Here is a 19,158-nt window from a genome sequence, read left to right on the forward strand (position 1 = left end):
CGCGTCTGTCGCCCCGGACCCGGACCCGTCTCCGCAAGGAGGCGGGTTTTTTTCATTTCCAGCCGGATTTCGGCCCCGCCCCGGGCTTATTGCACAGGCGCAGCCGGCCGATAATCTCCAAGAGATGCCGTTCCTCAACCCGCCAGCCGAGCTCCAGCAGTTCATCGACGATGAACTGCTGCGCATGCCGCTGGTCGTCGACCAGACGATCGACGGTACCGTCGACCACCTGCGCCAGAGCCTGCCGACGCTCTCGCCGCAGCCGCGTGCCTCGGCCGCCGACGTGCTGCAGGCCATCGGCACGCAGCGCGACGCGCTCACCGACTACTACCTGCGTTCGCTCAGGCGCCAGCTCGCCGAGCGTTCGGCCACCGGCTCGGCGGCGGGCGGCGCGGGTCTGCCGGCCACGCTGTCGCTGGTCGACGAGGACTCGGTCGCGATCGACGTCGAGATCTCGCACGTCATCGAGCTGATCCGCAGCACCGCCGAATACGAGCTGCGCGAGCTGCAGACCTTCACCGCCGCGCTGGTCGGCGACATGGACCTGGCACGCGACCACAACCCCTTCGGGCCGGCGCAGCACGCACGCGCGCTGTGGGCCGCGGCGCAGGCCCTGCCGCTGTCGCGCGGGCACCACCTGCTGTTCATGCGCAACGCCGCGCCGGCGCTGGCCGCGGCGCTGCGACGGGCCTACGCCGCCTCGTCGTCGCGCCTGGAGGGCCAGGGCGTCACGCCGGCGGCGTACCGCACGATGATCCTGCCCTCGGGTGCACGGCGTTCGCGCCGCCCCGAGATCAGCCTCGGCGCCGGGCTGGACCTGGTGCGCTCGGCGGTCTCGCCGGCGGCGGAACTGGGCTTCGACGACGCCCCCGCGCTCGCGCTCGAACCCGCGCTCTCGGTGCCGCCCGGCGCCACCGACGCGCCGCCCGCCGAACGCCGCGCGATCGAGCTGCTCACCGGCCTGTTCGACGCCATGCTGGCCGATCGCCGCATCGCGCAGGACATCGCGCTGATGCTGTCGCGGCTGCAATCGGTCGCCACGCGGCTGGTGCTGCGTGAACCCAAGGCGCTGGAGGACGAAGGGCACACGATGTGGCGCTTCTTCGACGATCTGGCCCACCTCGGCGAGGTGCTGCCGCCGTCGGGCCAGCCGGAGCGCGGCCAGACGCTGCGCTTCGCACAAGGCCTGGTCGAGCACCTGGCGGCGGAACCGGCGCCCAACGCATCGCTGTTCGAGTGGGCCAGCGAGCGCCTGCAGCACCAGGCCCAGCACCGCTTCGCGCGCCGCTGCACGGATGCCGCGGCGCAGATCGCCGAACTGCAGCGCATCGAGGAACGGCTGTGCTCGTCGGCCGCGCCGCCCTCGACGCTGGGCGGCGCGCTCGACATCGCCCAGCTCGACACCGTGCCCGCCGACCTGATGCCGGCCGACGGCCCCGGCGAACCCCGCGACGCCCAGGCCTGGCTGCAGGCCCGGCGCCCCGCCGACTGGCTGCACGTCTTCCTGCAGGGCCGCTGGGTCAAGGCCCAGGTGCTGTGGCCGGGCGAACTGGGCGAACTCTGGCTCGTCGGCGACGCCGAAAGCCCCGAGACCTGGGCCGTGCGCCGGCGCGCGCTGCTGACGCTGCGCACCGAGGGCCTGCTGGCGACGCTGAAGCCGCGTTCGCTGGTGCGCTCCGCCGCCAAACGCGTGATGCGGCGGTCCTTCCAGCTCGGTTAGGGCGCGGGCGCGATCCAGCCACGCAGCGTCGTCGCGACGTCGTCCAGACCGCGCCGCGACAGCGCCGAGAACAGCACGACGCCGATCTCGGCGTTCTCGGTCGCGATCTCGCCGAGCACCTGCTGCGCGCCCGCCAGCGCGGCATCGGCCTCGCGGCGGTTGAGCTTGTCGCACTTGGTCAGCACGGCCAGCAGACGCACTTCGCCGTTGGCCACGCGCGGCGCGATCAGCCCCAGCAGCCGCCGGTCCAGGTCGGTGAAACCCAGTCGCGAGTCGATCATCAGCACGACGCCGTGCAGCGCGCGCCGAAGCTCGAGGTACTGCGCCATCACCTCCTGCCAGCGCAGCTTGGCGCTGCGCGCGACGGCGGCATAGCCGTAGCCGGGCAGGTCGGCGAAGAGCGCGTCGGGCGCGTCCTTCGGCCCCACCTCGAAGAGGTTGATGTGCTGCGTGCGGCCCGGCGTTCGCGAAGCGAAGGCCAGACGGCGCTGCTGAGCCAGCGTGTTGATCGCCGTGGACTTGCCTGCATTGCTGCGTCCGACGAAGGCGATCTCGGGCAGTTCGCCCTGAGGCAACTGGTCCAGACGGCTCGCGGTCGTCAGGAAACGCGCGCTGTGCGCCCAGGCCAGCGCACTCTTTTCAGGGTCGCTTGGCACATCTCGAAAGGTTGACGTCATGGGCCATTGTAAAATCCTGCGGTTTGACACCCGAACACCTGCCGACCGAGGCCCCCGCCGCATGAAGTTCGCCGTCGCCCTGACCCTCGCCGCGCTCGCCGCCGGCCCCGCCTTCGCCCAGGAAGCGAAGCCCGCCAAGCCGGATCTCGCCAAGGGCCAGATCACGGCGGCCACCTGCATGGCCTGCCATGCGGCAGACGGCACGCGTGGCATCCCGATCTACCCGATCCTGCAAGGCCAGCACCAGGCCTACATCGTCAAGCAGCTGACCGAGTTCAAGGCCGGCAAGCGCATGAACCCGATCATGATGGGCATGGCCGCGCCGCTGACGCCCGAGGACATGGTCAACGTCGCCGCCTTCTTCGCCGCCAAGCCGGCGGTCAAGGGCGAAGCGACCTCCAAGGAGACGATCGCCCTGGGCCAGGCCATCTACCGGGGCGGCATCGCCTCGAAGAAGGTCCCGGCCTGCTCGGGCTGCCACAGCCCGAACGGCGCCGGCATCCCGGCGCAGTACCCGCGCCTGGGTGGCCAGCACGTCGAGTACACGACGGCGCAGCTCAACACCTTCCGCTCCGGCGAACGTGCCAACAGCGTGCAGATGACGGCCATCGCCGCCAAGCTGAGCGACGCCGAGATCAAGGCCGTGGCCGACTACATCGCCGGCCTGCACTGATCGACCGCAGCCCTGCACGTCGGGCCGGCTTTCGCCGGCCCGACTTGTTTCCGGGGCGACGATCTCCCTCGGCGCGCCCGTGATCTGCGGGCCCGGACGACGCGTCGCAACGCTTTGCGCTACCTTGCGTGCCCGTCTTCCCCCGAGCGCCCGATGCTGTACCTGAAAGACCGTGGCCACCTGCACCCGCTGGCCAGCGAGATCACCCCGCACGAGGTCTGGCGCCAGCGGCGCACGCTGATCCAGGGCCTGATGGCCGGTGCAGCTGCGACGGCGCTGCCGGCGCTGGCCGCGACCGCCCGGCCGGGAAAACGTGATGCGCTGCCCGGCGCGCGCAGCGCGGTGCCGGGCGCGGCGACGATGGAAGCGCCGACGGCCTACGGCGACGTCACCAGCTACAACAACTTCTACGAGTTCGGCACCGACAAGGCCGACCCCGCACAACGCGCACAGAAGCTGCAGACCCGGCCCTGGACCGTCGTCGTCGACGGCCTGGTGAAGAAACCCGGCCGCTGGGACCTGGACACGCTGCTGAAGCTGGCGCCGATGGAAGAGCGCGTCTACCGCCTGCGCTGCGTCGAAGGCTGGTCGATGGTGATCCCCTGGGTCGGCTACTCGCTGGCCGAACTGATCCGCCGCGTCGAGCCGCTGGGCAGCGCGCGCTACCTGCAGTTCGAGACGCTGGCCGACGCCAAGCAGATGCCCGGCCTGCGCTCGAACATCATCCCCTGGCCCTATGTCGAGGGGCTGCGTCTGGACGAGGCGATGCACCCGCTGACGCTGCTTGCCTTCGGCCTCTACGGCGAGGTGCTGCCGCCGCAGAACGGCGCGCCGCTGCGCCTGGTCGTGCCCTGGAAGTACGGCTTCAAGTCGGCCAAGAGCCTGGTCGCGATCCGCTTCGTCGAGCAGCCGCCGCGCAGCGCCTGGCAGCGCACCGCGCCCGAGGAATACGGCTTCTACGCCAACGTCAACCCGACGGTCGACCACCCGCGCTGGAGCCAGGCCAGCGAGCGCCGCATCGGCGAAGGCCTGTTCGCCAGGCGCCGGCCGACGCTGATGTTCAACGGCTACGAGCCGCAGGTCGGCCAGCTCTACGCCGGGCTGGACCTGAAGAAGAACTACTGAGCCCGTGTCTGCGGTGAACAAGCTGCTGGCCTCGCCGGCGGCCAAGCCGGCCGTCTTCGTGCTCGCGCTGCTGCCGGCCGCGTGGCTGGTCTGGGGCGCCGTCGCGAACACGCTGGGCGCCAACCCCGCCGAGGCGCTGATCCGCGCCACCGGCGACTGGACGCTGCGTTTCCTGTGCCTGACGCTGGCCGTGACGCCGCTGCGCCAGATGAGCGGCTGGCACGCGCTGGCGCGGCTGCGGCGCATGCTGGGGCTGTTCACCTTCTTCTACGGCGCCGTGCACTTCCTGTGTTTCGCCTGGCTGGACATGGGTTTCGATGTCGACGCCATCGTGCACGACATCGCCAAGCGCCCGTTCATCCTCGTCGGCACCGCGGCGCTGCTGACGATGCTGCCGCTGGCCGCGACCTCGTTCAACGCGGCGATCAAGGCCCTGGGCGGGCGGCGCTGGCAGCTGCTGCACCGCGCGGTCTACGCCACCGCCGGCCTGGCGCTGCTGCACTTCTTCTGGATGCGCTCGGGCAAACACGATTACGCCGAGGTCGCGGTCTATGCCGCGATCCTCGGCGTGCTGCTCGGCTGGCGTGTCTGGCGCCGGCTGCGGCCGGCGCCGCGCCCGGCGCTGCCCTAGCGCGCCAGCACCGGCGCCAGCGCGCGCCCGGTGTGCGTGCCGGCGGCCACCACCTGCTCCGGCGTGCCGGCGGCCACCACGCGGCCGCCTTCGCCGCCACCTTCGGGGCCCAGGTCGAGGATCCAGTCGGCCTCGGCGATGACGTCCAGGTCGTGCTCGATGACGACGACGCTGTGGCCGGCGTCGACCAGCCGGTGCAGCACCCGCGCCAGGCGCTCGACGTCGGCCATGTGCAGGCCGACCGTCGGCTCGTCGAGCACGTACAGCGTGTGCGGCAGCCGGTTGCCGCGCCGCGTGACGTCGTCGCGCACCTTGGACAGCTCGGTGACGAGCTTGATGCGCTGCGCCTCGCCGCCGGACAGCGTGGGGCTCGGCTGGCCCAGCGTCAGATAGCCCAGGCCGACGTCCTTCAGCAGCTGCAGCGGGTGCGCGATCGCCGGCATGCTGGCGAAGAAACCGACGGCCTCGTCGACCTCCATGCGCAGCACGTCGCCGATGCTCTTGCCGCGCCAGGTGACGGCCAGCGTCTCGGCGTTGAAACGCGCGCCGTGGCAGACGTCGCAGGGCACCTTCACGTCGGGCAGGAAGCTCATCTCGATCGTGCGCAGGCCCTGGCCTTCGCAGGCCGGGCAGCGGCCGTCGCCGGTGTTGAAGCTGAAGCGGTTGGCGGCGTAGCCGCGCGCCTTGGCCTCCAGCGTCTCGGCGAAGAGCTTGCGGATCGCGTCCCAGAAGCCGATGTAGGTCGCCGGGCAGGAGCGCGGCGTCTTGCCGATCGGCGTCTGGTCGACCTCCAGCACGCGGTCGACCGGCTCGAAGCCCGCCAGCCCGGTGCAGCCGACGAGGCCGTGGAAGCCGTTGGCCAGCATCGTGTCGCGCCCGGCCTTGGTCGACTTCTGCGTCACCGCGGCCTGCACGCTGGCCAGCAGCACGTCGCGCGCCAGCGTGCTCTTGCCCGAGCCGCTGACACCGGTGACGGCGACCAGGCGCCTCAGCGGCACGGTCACGTCGACGTTCTTCAGGTTGTGCAGCGACGCGCCGGTGAGCGCGAGCGCCGGCGCATCGGCCTCGACCGGGCGGCGGGCCTGCAGCGGGTGTTTCGGCGGCGCGGCGAGGAAACGCCCGGTCAGCGACTCGGGCGCCGCCGACAGGTCGGCCACCGAGCCCTGGGCGACGAGGCGGCCGCCACGCACGCCGGCGCTCGGCCCGATGTCGATGATGTGTTCGGCACGCCGGATCGTGTCCTCGTCGTGTTCGACGACGACCAGCGTGTTGCCCTGCTCGCCGAGCTTGTGCAGCGCGTCGAGCAGGATGCGGTTGTCGCGCGGGTGCAGGCCGATCGTCGGCTCGTCGAGCACGTAGCAGACGCCCTGCAGGTTGCTGCCCAGCTGCGCCGCCAGGCGGATGCGCTGCGCCTCGCCGCCCGACAGCGTCGGCGCGGCCCGGTCCAGCGTCAGGTAGCCCAGGCCCACGTCCTCGAGGAACTGCAGCCGGCTGCGGATCTCGGCGACGATGTCGCGTGCGATCTCGGCGTCGCGGCCCGTGAGTTCCAGCGCCTCGACCCAGGCGCGGGTCTCGCGCACCGACAGCCGCGCGATGGCGCCGATCGACTCGTCGTCGAAGGTCACCGCCCGCGCCGCCGGGTTCAGGCGTGCGCCCTGGCATTCCGGACAGGGCTGGTCGGCCAGGCCCTCGACCTCGGGCTCCTCGGACGGGAAGCTCTGCTCGCGGCCCTTGTCGCTGTCGTCGCGCACCGAGTCGTCGAAGGCCTTGCGCTGCTCGCGCGTCAGCGCCAGGCCGGTGCCGACGCAGTGCGTGCACCAGCCGTGTTTGCTGTTGTAGCTGAACATGCGCGGGTCCAGCTCGGGGTAGCTGGTGCCGCAGACCGGGCAGGCGCGTTTGGTCGAGAAGACCTTCAGCGCGCCGATGCCGCGGCCGTTGCCGCCGCCGTCCATCGATTCGGCCAGGCCGTCCAGCGGGTGCAGCAGGTGCAGCACGCCCTTGCCCAGCTCCAGCGCCTTGGACAGCAGCGCGCGCAGCTCGGCTTCGCCGGCCGGGTCGACGACCAGGTCGCCGACCGGCAGCTCGATCGTGTGCTCCTTGAAGCGGTCCAGGCGCGGGAACGGCGACACCGGCACGAACTCGCCGTCGACACGCAGGTGCGTGTGGCCGCGCGCCGAGGCCCACCGGGCGAGGTCGGTGTAGACACCCTTGCGGTTGACGACCAGCGGCGCCAGCAGGCCGACGTGCTGGCCGCGGTGGTCGCGCAGCAGCTGCGCGGCGATGCTCTCGGCGCTCTGCGCGCGCACCGGCGCGCCGTCCTTGACGCAGTGCTGCAGCCCCAGCTTCACCCACAGCAGGCGCAGGAAGTGCCACAGCTCGGTGGTCGTCGCCACCGTGCTCTTGCGCCCGCCGCGCGACAGGCGCTGCTCGATCGCGACCGTCGGCGGGATGCCCCAGACGGCGTCGACCTCGGGCCGGCCGGCGGGCTGCACGATGCTGCGCGCGTAGGCGTTCAGGCTCTCCAGATAGCGGCGCTGGCCTTCGTTGAACAGGATGTCGAAGGCCAGCGTGCTCTTGCCCGAGCCGCTGACGCCGGTGACGACGTTGAACTTGCCGCGCGGGATGTCGACCGACAGGCTCTTGAGGTTGTGCTCCTTGGCGTTGACGATGCGGATCGTGTCGTCCTCGGCCTGGCGCTCGCGGCGGCGGGCACGCACCAGCGTCTGCAGCGGCGTGCCGTCCGGGCCCGCGGCGGTGCGTTCGGCGGCACGCGCGACGCCCAGGCCCAGCGCGGCCTCGTAGTCACGCAGCGCGACGCCGGTGTGCGAGCCCGGATGCGCCTTCAGGTCCTCGGGCGTGCCGGCGCAGACGAGTTCGCCGCCGGCCTCGCCGCCTTCGGGGCCGAGGTCGACGATCCAGTCGGCCGAACGGATGACGTCCAGGTTGTGTTCGATGACCAGCAGCGAGTGCCCCGCCTCCAGCAGCTTGCGCAGCGCGCGCATCAGCTTGGCGATGTCGTCGAAGTGCAGGCCGGTGGTCGGCTCGTCGAACAGGAACAGCGTGCCGCGGCGCAGCGCCAGTCGCGTGTCGCGGTCGGCGAAGGCGCCGGCCCAGGCCGCGCTGCCGCCGCCGGCCGGCGCCGCCGGGCGCTTGCCGGCCGCCGCCTCGGCGAGGAAACCGGCGAGCTTGAGCCGCTGCGCCTCGCCGCCCGACAGCGTCGGCACCGGCTGGCCCAGGCGCACGTAGTCCAGGCCGACGTCGACGATGGGCTGCAGCCGCTGCACGACCTCGCGGTCCTGCTGGAACCAGTGCACGGCCTCGGCGACGGTGAGGTCCAGCACGTCGGCGATGGAGAACTGCATCGGCCCGCGCACCAGCTTCACGTCGAGGATCTCGGCGCGGTAGCGGCGGCCGTCGCAGTCGGGGCAGCGCAGGTAGACGTCGGACAGGAACTGCATCTCGACGTGCTCGAAACCCGAGCCGCCGCAGGTCGGGCAGCGGCCGTCGCCGGCATTGAAGCTGAAGGTGCCGGCGGTGTAGCCGCGTTCGCGCGCCAGCGGCGCGTCGGCGAAGAGCTTGCGCAGCTCGTCGAAGGCGCCGACGTAGCTCGCCGGGTTGCTGCGTGCGGTCTTGCCGATCGGGCTCTGGTCGACGAAGACGGCGTCGGACAGCCAGTCCATGCCCAGCAGCCGATCGTGTTCGCCGGGAGTCTCGGTCGGCTTGCCGAAGTGGCGCGCCAGCGCCGGGTACAGCACGTCCTGGATCAGCGTGCTCTTGCCCGAGCCGCTGACGCCGGTGACGACGACCAGGCGCTGCAGCGGCAGCTCGACGCTGACGTTCCTCAGGTTGTGCTCGCGGGCGCCTTCGAGGATCAGCTTCGGCGTGCTGGCGCCGACCGCACGCCGGATGCCGATGCCGACCTGGCGCCGGCCGCCGAGGTAGGCGCCGGTCAGCGTGTCGGCGTCGCGCGCCTCGTCGGGCGTGCCGTCGAAGACGATGGACCCGCCGCGTTCACCCGGGCCGGGGCCCATGTCGATCAGGCGGTCGGCGGCCAGCATCACCGCCGGATCGTGTTCGACGACGACCAGCGTGTTGCCGGCGTCGCGCAGCCGATGCATCGCGGTGACGATGCGCCCCATGTCGCGCGGGTGCAGGCCGATCGAGGGCTCGTCGAGCACGAACATCGTGTTCACGAGCGAGGTGCCGAGCGCGGTCGTCAGGTTGATGCGCTGGACCTCGCCGCCGGACAGCGTGCGGCTCTGCCGGTCCAGCGTCAGGTAGCCCAGGCCGACGTCGTTGAGGTACTTCAGCCGCGTGCGCACCTCGTCGAGCAGCAGCTTCAGCGCCTCGTCGAGCATCGTGCCGGGCAGCGTCAGGCCGTCGAAGAAACGCCGCAGGCGCTCGATCGACAGCTGCATCAGGTCGTGCAGGCCCAGGCCGGGCAGCGCCTGGAGCTGCTCGCGGCTCCAGGCGGCGCCGACCGGCAGGTAGCGCTGCGCCGGCGGCAGCACCGCGTCGGCGTCGGCCTTCGTGCCCAGGCGCCAGAGCAGCGGCTCGAGCTTGAGCCGCGCGCCGCCGCAGGCCGTGCAGGGCGTGTAGCTGCGGTACTTGGACAAGAGCACGCGGATGTGCATCTTGTAGGCCTTGCTCTCCAGGTAGCCGAAGAAGCGGCGGATGCCGTACCACTGCTTGTTCCAGTTGCCGGTCCAGTTCGGCGAACCTTCGATGACCCAGTCGCGCTGCGCCGGGGTGAGCTGGTTCCAGGCAGTGTCGCGCGGGATGCCGGCCTCGCCGGCGTACTTGATGAGGTCGTCCTGGCACTCGGCCCAGGCCGGCGTCTGCAGCGGCTTGATCGCGCCGTTGCGCAGCGTCTTGCGCTCGTCGGGGATGACGAGGCCGAAGTCGACGCCGATGACACGGCCGAAACCGCGGCAGGTGTCGCAGGCGCCGTAGGCCGAGTTGAAGCTGAACATCGCCGGCTGCGGCTCGGCGTAGCGGATGTCGCTCTCGGGGCAGTGCAGCCCGGTGCTGTATCTCCAGGTCGTGCCGTCGTCGCCGACGTGCACCGTGAGCCGGCCGCCCCCGCGTTTGAGCGCGAGCTCGATCGCTTCCATCACGCGCGCCCGTTCGGCGCCGGCGAAACGCAGGCGGTCGGCGACGACGTCGAGGATCTTGCGGTCGCCCGCGACACGCTCGCCCTGCACGCGCGTGAAGCCGGCGGCCGACAGCCACTGCTCCTGCTGCTCGGCCGTGGTGTCGGCCGGCAGCTCGACCGGGAAGCTGAACACGAGGCGCGGGTCGCCGGCGGCGGCGGCCCGCGCCGCGAGGTCGTCGTGGATGGTCTCCGGCGTGTCGTGGCGCACCGGCAGCGCGGTCTCGCGGTCGAAGAGCTGGGCGGCGCGCGCGTACAGCAGCTTCAGGTGGTCGTTGAGCTCGGTCATCGTGCCGACCGTGCTGCGGCTGGTGCGCACCGGGTTCGTCTGGTCGATCGCGATGGCCGGCGGCACGCCGTCGACACGGTCGACCGCCGGGCGGTCCATGCGGTCCAGGAACTGGCGCGCGTAGGCGCTGAAGGTCTCGACGTAGCGCCGCTGGCCTTCGGCGTAGAGCGTGTCGAAGACCAGGCTGGACTTGCCCGAGCCGCTGGGGCCGGTCACCACCGTCAGCTCGCCGGTGTGGATGTCCAGGTCGAGGTTCTTGAGGTTGTGCTGGCGGGCGCCGCGGATGCGGATGGAGCCGGACGACATCTTGGAGGGCTCGGCGGATAGGCGAACCGGTCATTCTAGGAGCCCCTCGCGACGCCTGCCGGCGCCCGGCCGGGCAAACGAGAGCGCTCCGGCCGTGAACTCTTGGACCGCTTCACCCCCCTAGAACGGAGGCGCTTCGATATGCTCGACGGCTTCGCAACGATCTTCGCCACCCGCCATGCGTGAACTCCGGCGTCTCGCCGCCGTCCTCTGCCTCGGCGTCCTGACGAGCTTCGCCGCCACGGCGCAGATCCTCATCGGCCAGACGACCGGCCTGACCGGCCCGGCAGCGGCCGGTGCGAACGAGAACGTGCTCGGAGCCAAGCTCTGGTTCGACCGCGTCAACGCCAGCGGCGGCATCGGCGGCCGGCGCATCGAACTCGTCACGCTGGACGACCGTTTCGAGCCCGCGCGCGCGGCCGAGAACGCGCTGCGGCTGATCATGGTGCGCCAGGTCACGGCGCTGTTCCTGAACCGCGGCACGCCGCACACCGAGGCCATCCGGCCGATGCTGGCGCAGTACCAGGTGCCGCTGGTCGCACCCTCCACCGGCGCGATGCTGCTGCACAAGCCGGTCGACCCCTGGATCTTCAACGTGCGTGCGCCCTACCAGCGCGAGGCCGAGAAGCTGGTGCACCACCTGGCGTCGATCGGCATGTCGCGCATCGGGCTGGCCCACGTCGACGACTCGTTCGGCGCCGACGCCGCCGCCGGCGCGACACGCGGCTTCGAGCACGCGAAGCTCAAACCCGTCTTCGTCGAGACCTTCGACCGCGCCCGGCCGGTGTTCAGCGCGCTGGTGCAGAAGGCCAAGGCCGGCGACGTGCAGGCCGTCGTCTTCATCGGCACCGCCGAGGCGGTGTCCGAAGGCACGCAGGCGCTGCGTGCGGCGGGTTCACGCGCGCAGATCGGCACGCTGTCCAACAACGCCTCCAGCGGCTTCGTCAAGGCGATGGGCGAACACGCCTCGGGCACCATCGTCGCGCAGGTGTTCCCGAGCGAACGCGCGCTGTCCACGTCGATGGTGCGCGAGGCCAGCGAGCTGGCACGCGCCGCCGGCATCAACGAGCTGACGCCGGCGATGATCGAAGGCTTCGCCGGCGCCCGGGTGCTGGTCGAGGGCCTGCGCCGCGCCGGCCCCAACCCGACGCGCCAGTCCCTGCGCCAGGCGCTGGAAGGTTTCCAGCGAGTCGACCTGGGCGGGCTGGAGATCAGCTACGGCCCCGCCGACCACTCGGGGCTGGACTACACCGAGCTGTCGATCATCAGCGACGGGCGTTTCCGCCGCTGAGTCTCAGTCGGGCACGGACAGCGTGCCCGCACCGAAGACGATTCGCGCCGACTCGGCCGGCGCGGCCTGGATCGGCGGCACGTGGGCCGCCGTCAGCGCCGGTGCCGCGCCCGGGCTGCCGCCGCGGGGCACGGTGTGCACCACCTGGCTGGGCGGCAGCGCCGCGCCCTGCGTCAGATGCGCCCACATCGCGTCCATCGCGCGGTTGAAGTAGACGTGCAGCGGGATGAAACGCGTGTCGTAGCCGAGGAAGGCGCCCAGCGAGATGAAGCCGTCGAAGTGCTGGGCGTTCGTCACCTCGACGTAGCGCACATTGTCGGCCGCGCCCTGGGCCTGGACACGCGCGTAGTAGGCGCGGGCCGTGTGGTTGACCGGCAGCAGCGCGTCGCTGCGGCCGGCGACGATCAGCACCGGCTTGCCACGCAGGCGGCCGTCCAGCCGGACCTCGGTGATGCCGCGGCGCACACGCTGCGCGGCTTCGCGCTGCGCGCCGCTCAGCAGGCGGTCGCTGTCGTCGCGGCCGGTGACCAGCGAGCGCTGGCACAGCGCGCCGTCGAGCGCGAAGTCGGCCAGCCCGCTGCCGGGCGACACGGCGAGGAAGTCGAGCTTAGCGCCGCCCGCCGAGGCGTCGTAGACGACGTTGACGCCGGTCGTCGGCGGCACGCCGTTGCCGGTCGAGAAGATCGACGCGACCCCGGTGGCCGAGGGCGCGGCCGGCGCGCCGGCCGAGTCGGTGTTGGCGAAGCTGAAACCGCAGAGCCGGTCCTCGACGCCGAAGCGGCCGTAGGCGTTGGTGTAGGTCGTCGCGATCGAGTTCGTCGCGAAGCGGTAATGCGACTGGTGAAGGAAATCGGCGTCGCGGGTCCAGCCGTAGGCGTGCAGCCGGGCGAGCGCGTCCTCGGCCTGCTCGGCCAGCGTGCTGCCGGCAAGCAGGCCCTGGGCTGCCAGCGCCGTGCAGCGGTTCTGTGCCGACGCGGTGAAGGCCGCCGGCCAGAAGGCCGAGGCCACCGCCGTGCCGCCGCCGGCCGCCGGCGCCAGCAGCGCGCAGGGCTGGTAGAGGTTGGCGAACGTGAAGTAGTCGGCCAGCGGGCGCCCGATCGTCGCCACCGCGGTGTCGCCCTGGCGGATCGCCAGGCCGTGCAGCCAGCGCGGCTGGGCGTTCGGCTCGCTGACCGCGACGCCGTCGATCAGCCCTTCGCGGTCCTGCTCGGCGGCGGCGAGCGCGGCGCCGCCGCCGTTGGAGACGCTGCTGGCGATGACGATCGTGTTGCGCGCGTTCAGCGTCGCCTCGCGGCGGCCGTCGCGGCCGACCTTGCCGTAGCGCTCGTTGAGCACCCAGAAGGCGAAACGCACCGCCTGCAGCGTGTGGCGGCCCCAGTCGGCCTCGGGGTTCTGCCTGGAGTGCGCGTGTTTGTAGGCCACGCGGTACGGCGCCTGGGCGAGCAGGGCTTCGCGCTCGGCGTCGGACAGCGGGGCGCGGAACAGCGCCTCGGTGCCGGCGGCGGCGGCATCGACGACGCGGCCGTCGCGCAGCGTCACCCGGTCGGCCGTCAGCTCGTGCAGGCCGTTGCCGCTGCCCTTGTCGGTGTAGGCGACGGCGCAGCCCCGTTTGAGCCCCCACTCGCCGGCGGTGCCGATGGCGCCGTAGATGCCGCGCGAACCCGAGGACGTGGCGGTGACGATGCACGGCCGCGCCGGGTCGAAGCGGTCGGGCACCTGCACCATCAGCGTGACGTTCTGCCGGCCGCTGCCGTCGTCGTGCCAGGCCAGCGTCTCGCGCCCGGCGACCTTGCCCTCGCCCAGCGTGTCGCGGCCCTCGGCGTCGATGTTGGGGCCGTAGAAGACGCCCATGCCGCCGGCGGCGGTGTAGTCGACCAGGGCGCGGTAGTTCACGTAGATCGCGTTGCGGCGCAGCTCGGCCGGCGTCGGCGCGAGCGGGTCGGCAAAGGCCGGCGTGGCGCCCATCAGGCCGGTCTTGCCGAGCCCGGCGGTCAGCAGATCGTCGGCGACGCCGTCGTAGGTGGTCTCGGTGACGGGCCCGCGCACGCCGGCGGGCAGGGTGTTGGCGGGTGCGGCCGAGGCCGCAGCGCCGGACAGCAGGCAGGCGGCGGCAGCGGCCGTCCAGGTCGGGGTGTGCTTCACGGTCGTTTCTCCTGACGGGGGAGCGGGCCGTTGCCTCGCCCGGCGCTGGGGCGCCGGCGCGCAGGATGCATCGCGGCGCAGGCCGGCGGGGAGCGGACAAACCCACCGCCCGGAACGCGGGGGGACCGACCGCGGGTAAGCCCCCGGGCTTCACCCGGGCGTCAGCCCACCGGGCCGATGGCAGCATGGCTGTACCCGCCTGCCCGCGGGACAACAGAGGAGGAGACTCATGCCGTCCTGGTCCCGCCGCCGGCTGCTGGCCGCAGGTTCCGTCGTGCTCGCCCCCGCCTGGGCGCGGGCCCAGTCCCCGGCTTCGCGCCCGGTGACGATCGTCGTGCCCTTCCCGCCCGGCGGCGGCACCGACGCCTTCGCGCGCCCGCTGTTCGGCGCGATGACACGCGCCGCCGGCCGCCAGTACCTGATCGACAACCGCGGTGGCGCCGGCGGCAACCTGGGCGCCGGCATCGCCGCCAAGGCCGCGCCGGACGGCACGAGCTTCTTCATGGGCGCGGTGCACCACGCGATCGCGCCGGCGATGTACCCCAAGCTGGACTACAGCCTGGAGAACGACTTCGTGCCGGTGACGCTGGTGGCCAGCGTGCCGCAGGTCATCGTCGTCAACCCGCAGCGCGTGGCCGCGCGCACGTTGCCGCAGCTGCTGGCGCTGCTGCGCAGCAGACCCGCCGGGCTGAACTACGGCTCGGCCGGCAACGGCACCTCGCACCACCTGGCCGGCGAGCTGTTCAAGCAGCAGTCCGGCACCTTCATCACCCACATTCCCTACCGCGGCGCCGGGCCGGCGCTGCAGGACCTGATCGCCGGCCAGGTGGACCTGATGTTCGACGGCCTGGCCTCGTCGGCGGCGCACATCAAGTCGGGCAAGCTGCATCCGATCGCGGTCGCCGGCACACGGCGCGCGCCCGGTTTTCCCGACGTGCCGACCGCACGCGAGCAGGGCCTGCCCGACTACGTCGTCTCGACCTGGTACGCGCTGTTCGCGCCCAAGGCGACGCCACGCGAGGCCGTCGACCGTTTTGGCGCCGACGTGCGGCGCACGATCGCCAGCGACGAGCTGCGCGCCATCTGGACCGGCCTGGGCGCCGAGCCGCCGGACCTGCAGGGCGAGGCGCTGGGCCGTTTCGTCGCCTCCGAGACACGGCGCTGGGCCGAGGTCGTCAAACGTTCGGGCGCCAAGCTGGATTGACCGCCCCGGGACCCGGAGAGGGCCTAGGATCGGCCCAGCCTCCGCTCCCGACAGGATGACGATGTCCGACCAGAATCTGTACGGCGCCCTGCGCGCCGCGTTCCCCGACGACCTGGACTCGATCGCCATCGACTGCGGCGACAGCCCGCAGCCGCTGGCCTACACCTGGCGCGATCTCGACCGCGGCACCGCGATGCTGGCCAGGCTGCTGGCCTCGCTGGACCTGCCGCCGGCCTCGCGCGTGCTGATGCACGTCGACAAGAGCGTCGAGGCGATGATGCTCTACCTGGCGATCCTGCGCGCCGGCCACGTCGTCGTGCCGCTGAACATCGCCTACCAGGCCGCCGAGATCGAGTACTTCATCGGCGACGCCGAACCGGCCGTCGTGGTCTGCGCGCCACGCAACTTCGGCTGGGCCAGCCGCATCGCCTTCCAGGCCGGCACGAAACACGTCTACACGCTGGGCGACGACCGCAGCGGCACGCTGCTCGACCGCGCCGCGTTCCAGCCCGACGAGCACGAGACGGTGGCGCGGGCGGGCGGCGACCTGGCGGCCATCGTCTACACCAGCGGCACCACCGGGCGCAGCAAGGGCGCGATGCTCTCGCACGGCAACCTGCTGAGCAACGCGCGCGTGCTGCACGAGGCCTGGGCCTGGCAGCGCGACGACGTGCTGATCCACGCGCTGCCGATCTTCCACGTGCACGGGCTGTTCGTCGCCTCGCACGGCGCGCTGCTGGCCGGGGCGCGCATGATCTGGTTCTCGCGTTTCGACGCTGCCGCGGTCGTCGAGCGCCTGCCCGAGGCCACGGTCTTCATGGGCGTGCCGACGCTGTACGTGCGCATGCTGGCCGAGCCGGCACTGGACCGCGAGCGCTGCACGAAGATGCGGCTCTTCGTCAGCGGGTCGGCACCGCTGCTGATCGACACCTTCCGCGCCTGGCGCAACCGCACCGGCCACGTGATCCTCGAGCGCTACGGCATGAGCGAGACCGTCATGCTGACCTCCAACCCCTACCGCCCCGAGGAAGCCCGGCGCGGCGGCACGGTCGGCCCGGCGCTGCCCGGCGTGCAGCTGCGCGCCTGCGGCGAGAACGGCGAGCCGGTGCCGCCGGGCGAGATCGGCGGCATCGAGGTGCGCGGGCCCAACGTCTTCTCGGGCTACTGGCGTTTGCCGGAGAAGACCGCCGAGGAGTTCAGCGCCGACGGCTGGTTCAAGACCGGCGACGTCGGCCGCGTCGACGCCGACGGCTGGGTGACGATCGTCGGCCGCAGCAAGGATCTGGTCATCACCGGCGGCTTCAACGTCTACCCGGCCGAGATCGAGTCGCTGATCGACGACCTGCCGGGTGTCGTCGAGTCGGCGGTCGTCGGCGTGCCGCATCCGGACTTCGGCGAAGCCGTGGTCGCGGCCGTCGTGCCGCGGCCCGGTGCGACGCTGGACGGCGAGGCGCTGATCGCGGCACTGAAGGACCGCATCGCGCATTTCAAGGTACCCAAACGGGTCTTCGTCGTGCCCGAACTGCCGCGCAACACGATGGGCAAGGTGCAGAAGAAGCTGCTGCGCGAAAGTTATCAGGCCAGCTTCAGCGGCCGCGATGCCGCTTGACGCAAGCGCGTGCCGCCCAGCGAAATGCCCATCGGATACGCGGCTTTGTCCTGGACATATCGGCCTCCAGATTTCCGAGTGTCCTAGTTGATTGGACTCAGAGCCCCGTCATAATTACGGATATGAACAAGACACAGCCGATCCGTCTGTTGCCCGAACCAGGCTGTGGCGGCTGCATGGCCAGCCATGGCAGCTGCGGCGGCGGCTTCGGCCGCCCGTGTCCTGCACCCGAGCTGCGCGGCCATCCGGCGCTGGTGAACTGCGTGCTGGAGTCGCTGCGCGGCGTCGTCGCTGCCGACGGCGGCAACATCGTCGACCGCCAGCTCGTCAAGGCGCTGCGCATCGGCGACGACGAAGCCGAGCTGACCGTCAGCTTCCTGCCGAGCTGCGGCATGGGCCGCGACCTGGCCGAAGGCGCCTTCCAGGCCCTGCGCCGCGCGCTGCCCGACACCGACGTCTACGTTCGCCACGCGGTCTGAGGTTTCCGCTCCCCCAAACAAAAGCCGGGCATCGCCCGGCTTTTTGCATTCGATCAAGCGGCCGCCGTGGACCGGCTTTGCCGGGCCACCGGCGGCGCCCCCTTGAGGGAGCGCCGCAGGCGCTACGGGGGGTCGTCAATCCGCCGCGTAGATGTCGCGGTCCTTGGTCTCGCGGATGAACAGCAGGCCGACGACGAAGCAGATCGACGCGATGACAATCGGGTACCACAGGCCGTGGTACATGTTGCCGTTGGCCGCCACCATCGCGAAGGTGATCGACGGCAGCAGGCCGCCGAACCAGCCGTTGCCGATGTGGTACGGCAGGCTCATCGAGGTGTAGCGGATGCGCGTCGGGAACAGCTCCACCAGCATCGCGGCGATCGGGCCGTAGACCATCGTCACGTAGATCACGAGGATGGTCAGGATGCCGACGATGGACCACCACTGCCCGCTCAGGAACTCGATCGGCTTGGCCTTGGCCGGGTAGCCCGCGCCCTTCAGCGTCTCACTCAGCTCCTTCTTGAAGCCGGCGATGGCCTTGGTCGAGTCCTCGGAGAACTTGTGGCCGCCGGCGATCGTCGTCGCCGTCGGCGGCGTGATCTGCTTGTCGCCGATCAGCACGACCGTCGGCGAGCCGGCCGGCAGCGCCTCGTTGTCGTAGCTGGCCGAGTTCTGCGTCAGTGCGCGCTTGGCGATGTCGCAGGCCGAGGTGAAGTCGACCTCGCGCGCGATCGGGCTGCCCTGGAAGGAGCAGGTGGCCGGGTCGGCACGCACCACGATCTGCGAGGCGGCCTGGGCGGCGGCCAGTTCCGGGTTCGCGGCGTTGGTCAGCGCCTTGAACAGCGGGAAGTAGGTCAGCACCGCCAGCAGCATGCCGGCCAGGATGATCGGCTTGCGGCCGATCTTGTCCGACAGCGTGCCGAAGACGACGAAGAAGGGCGTGCCGATCAGCAGCGAGGCCGCGATCATGATGTTCGCCGTCGCCGGGTCGACCTTGAGCGAGCTGGTCAGGAAGAACAGCGCGTAGAACTGGCCCGAATACCAGACCACGCCCTGGCCCATCACCAGGCCGAACAGCGCCAGCAGCACGATCTTCAGGTTCTTCCACTGGCCGAAGCTCTCGGTCAGCGGCGCCTTCGAGGTCTTGCCCTCCTCCTTCATCTTGCGGAAGGCGGGCGACTCGTTCATCGACAGGCGGATCCAGACGCTGATGGCCAGCAGCAGGATCGAGACGATGAACGGGATGCGCCAGCCCCAGGCAGCGAAGGCTTCCTCGCCCATCGCGGTGCGCGTGCCGAGGATGACCAGCAGGCTCAGGAACAGGCCCAGCGTCGCGGTGGTCTGGATCCACGAGGTGTAGGCGCCACGCTTGCCGTGCGGCGCGTGTTCGGCGACGTAGGTCGCGGCACCGCCGTACTCGCCGCCCAGCGCCAGGCCCTGCAGGATGCGCAGGCCGATCAGGATGATCGGCGCGGCGATGCCGATCGAGGCGTAGCTGGGCAACACGCCGACGATGAAGGTCGACAGACCCATGATCAGGATCGTCACCAGGAAGGTGTACTTGCGGCCGATCATGTCGCCCAGGCGGCCGAAGACCAGCGCGCCGAAGGGCCGCACGATGAAGCCGGCGGCAAAGGCCAGCAGCGAGGCGATGAACTGCGCCGTCGGGTCGAGCGCGGCGAAGAACTGCTTGCCGATGATCACGGCCAGCGAACCGTAGAGGTAGAAGTCGTACCACTCGAAGACCGTGCCCAGCGAGGAGGCGAAGATCACCTTGCGCTCCTCGCGAGTCATCGGGGCGTTCGAGGGCACCGCTGCGGCGGTGGATGCCATGCTGTTTGTCTCCTGCGTTGCGTGCCG

At 71.4% G+C, this 19,158-nt stretch carries 12 protein-coding genes; 8 read left to right on the plus strand and 4 right to left on the minus strand.

The features are described 5' to 3' along the window. Positions 1 to 124: 124 nt before the first annotated feature. Positions 125 to 1,720: a DUF1631 family protein gene (locus tag EV684_RS18250; RefSeq protein ID WP_132648721.1), complete on the plus strand. Its 1,596-nt coding sequence runs from the start codon at positions 125 to 127 to the stop codon at positions 1,718 to 1,720. Here the strand turns inward: EV684_RS18250 and yihA are convergent. Then, a complete protein-coding gene (gene yihA / locus EV684_RS18255) occupies positions 1,717 to 2,397 on the minus strand; it encodes a ribosome biogenesis GTP-binding protein YihA/YsxC (RefSeq protein ID WP_132648722.1) in 681 nt (226 codons plus the stop codon). The two genes, EV684_RS18250 and yihA, sit on opposite strands and share 4 nt — an antisense overlap. A gap of 61 nt (positions 2,398 to 2,458) precedes the next feature. On the opposite strand from yihA, the gene EV684_RS18260 reads away from it, so the two are divergent. The 3 genes from EV684_RS18260 (at position 2,459) to EV684_RS18270 (ending at position 4,826) form a co-directional block, all read left to right on the plus strand. After that, entirely contained in the window at positions 2,459 to 3,070 is a 612-nt protein-coding gene (locus tag EV684_RS18260; protein ID WP_132648723.1) for a c-type cytochrome, read from the plus strand. A gap of 153 nt (positions 3,071 to 3,223) precedes the next feature. Next, positions 3,224 to 4,195, plus strand: coding sequence for a protein-methionine-sulfoxide reductase catalytic subunit MsrP (msrP, locus tag EV684_RS18265; protein WP_132648724.1), 972 nt, complete (start codon positions 3,224 to 3,226; stop codon positions 4,193 to 4,195). Positions 4,196 to 4,199: 4 nt separating this feature from the next. Beyond that, entirely contained in the window at positions 4,200 to 4,826 is a 627-nt protein-coding gene (locus EV684_RS18270) for a protein-methionine-sulfoxide reductase heme-binding subunit MsrQ (protein WP_132648725.1), read from the plus strand. On the opposite strand, the gene uvrA is transcribed toward EV684_RS18270, so the two are convergent. Beyond that, positions 4,823 to 10,573: an excinuclease ABC subunit UvrA gene (uvrA, locus tag EV684_RS18275; protein WP_132648726.1), complete on the minus strand. Its 5,751-nt coding sequence runs from the start codon at positions 10,571 to 10,573 to the stop codon at positions 4,823 to 4,825. The genes EV684_RS18270 and uvrA overlap by 4 nt on opposite strands. 178 nt (positions 10,574 to 10,751) lie before the next feature. Between uvrA and EV684_RS18280 the strand changes: the two genes are divergently transcribed. Then, positions 10,752 to 11,864 carry an ABC transporter substrate-binding protein gene (locus EV684_RS18280; RefSeq protein WP_132648727.1) on the plus strand — a complete coding sequence of 371 codons (1,113 nt, stop codon included), beginning with the start codon at positions 10,752 to 10,754 and terminating at the stop codon, positions 11,862 to 11,864. 3 nt (positions 11,865 to 11,867) lie between these two features. Here the strand turns inward: EV684_RS18280 and EV684_RS18285 are convergent, their stop codons facing one another. After that, positions 11,868 to 14,006 carry a D-(-)-3-hydroxybutyrate oligomer hydrolase gene (locus EV684_RS18285; RefSeq protein WP_132648728.1) on the minus strand — a complete coding sequence of 713 codons (2,139 nt, stop codon included), beginning with the start codon at positions 14,004 to 14,006 and terminating at the stop codon, positions 11,868 to 11,870. A gap of 229 nt (positions 14,007 to 14,235) precedes the next feature. Between EV684_RS18285 and EV684_RS18290 the strand changes: the two genes are divergently transcribed. From EV684_RS18290 to EV684_RS18300, 3 genes are all read left to right on the plus strand, one after another. Further along, on the plus strand, positions 14,236 to 15,210 hold the full coding sequence (locus EV684_RS18290) for a Bug family tripartite tricarboxylate transporter substrate binding protein (protein WP_132648729.1): 975 nt from the start codon (positions 14,236 to 14,238) through the stop codon (positions 15,208 to 15,210). Between the two features lie 61 nt (positions 15,211 to 15,271). Next, a complete protein-coding gene (locus EV684_RS18295) occupies positions 15,272 to 16,819 on the plus strand; it encodes a malonate--CoA ligase (protein WP_132648730.1) in 1,548 nt (515 codons plus the stop codon). A gap of 122 nt (positions 16,820 to 16,941) precedes the next feature. Continuing rightward, the gene (locus EV684_RS18300; RefSeq protein WP_132648731.1) at positions 16,942 to 17,298 is read left to right on the plus strand and encodes an iron-sulfur cluster assembly protein; all 357 of its coding nucleotides are present in this window, start codon (positions 16,942 to 16,944) and stop codon (positions 17,296 to 17,298) included. Positions 17,299 to 17,433: 135 nt separating this feature from the next. Here the strand turns inward: EV684_RS18300 and EV684_RS18305 are convergent, their stop codons facing one another. Beyond that, the gene (locus tag EV684_RS18305) at positions 17,434 to 19,131 is read right to left on the minus strand and encodes an MFS transporter (RefSeq protein WP_132648732.1); all 1,698 of its coding nucleotides are present in this window, start codon (positions 19,129 to 19,131) and stop codon (positions 17,434 to 17,436) included. Positions 19,132 to 19,158: the final 27 nt, after the last annotated feature.

The organism is Rubrivivax gelatinosus (genome assembly GCF_004340905.1).
Classification (GTDB): domain Bacteria; phylum Pseudomonadota; class Gammaproteobacteria; order Burkholderiales; family Burkholderiaceae_C; genus Rubrivivax; species Rubrivivax gelatinosus.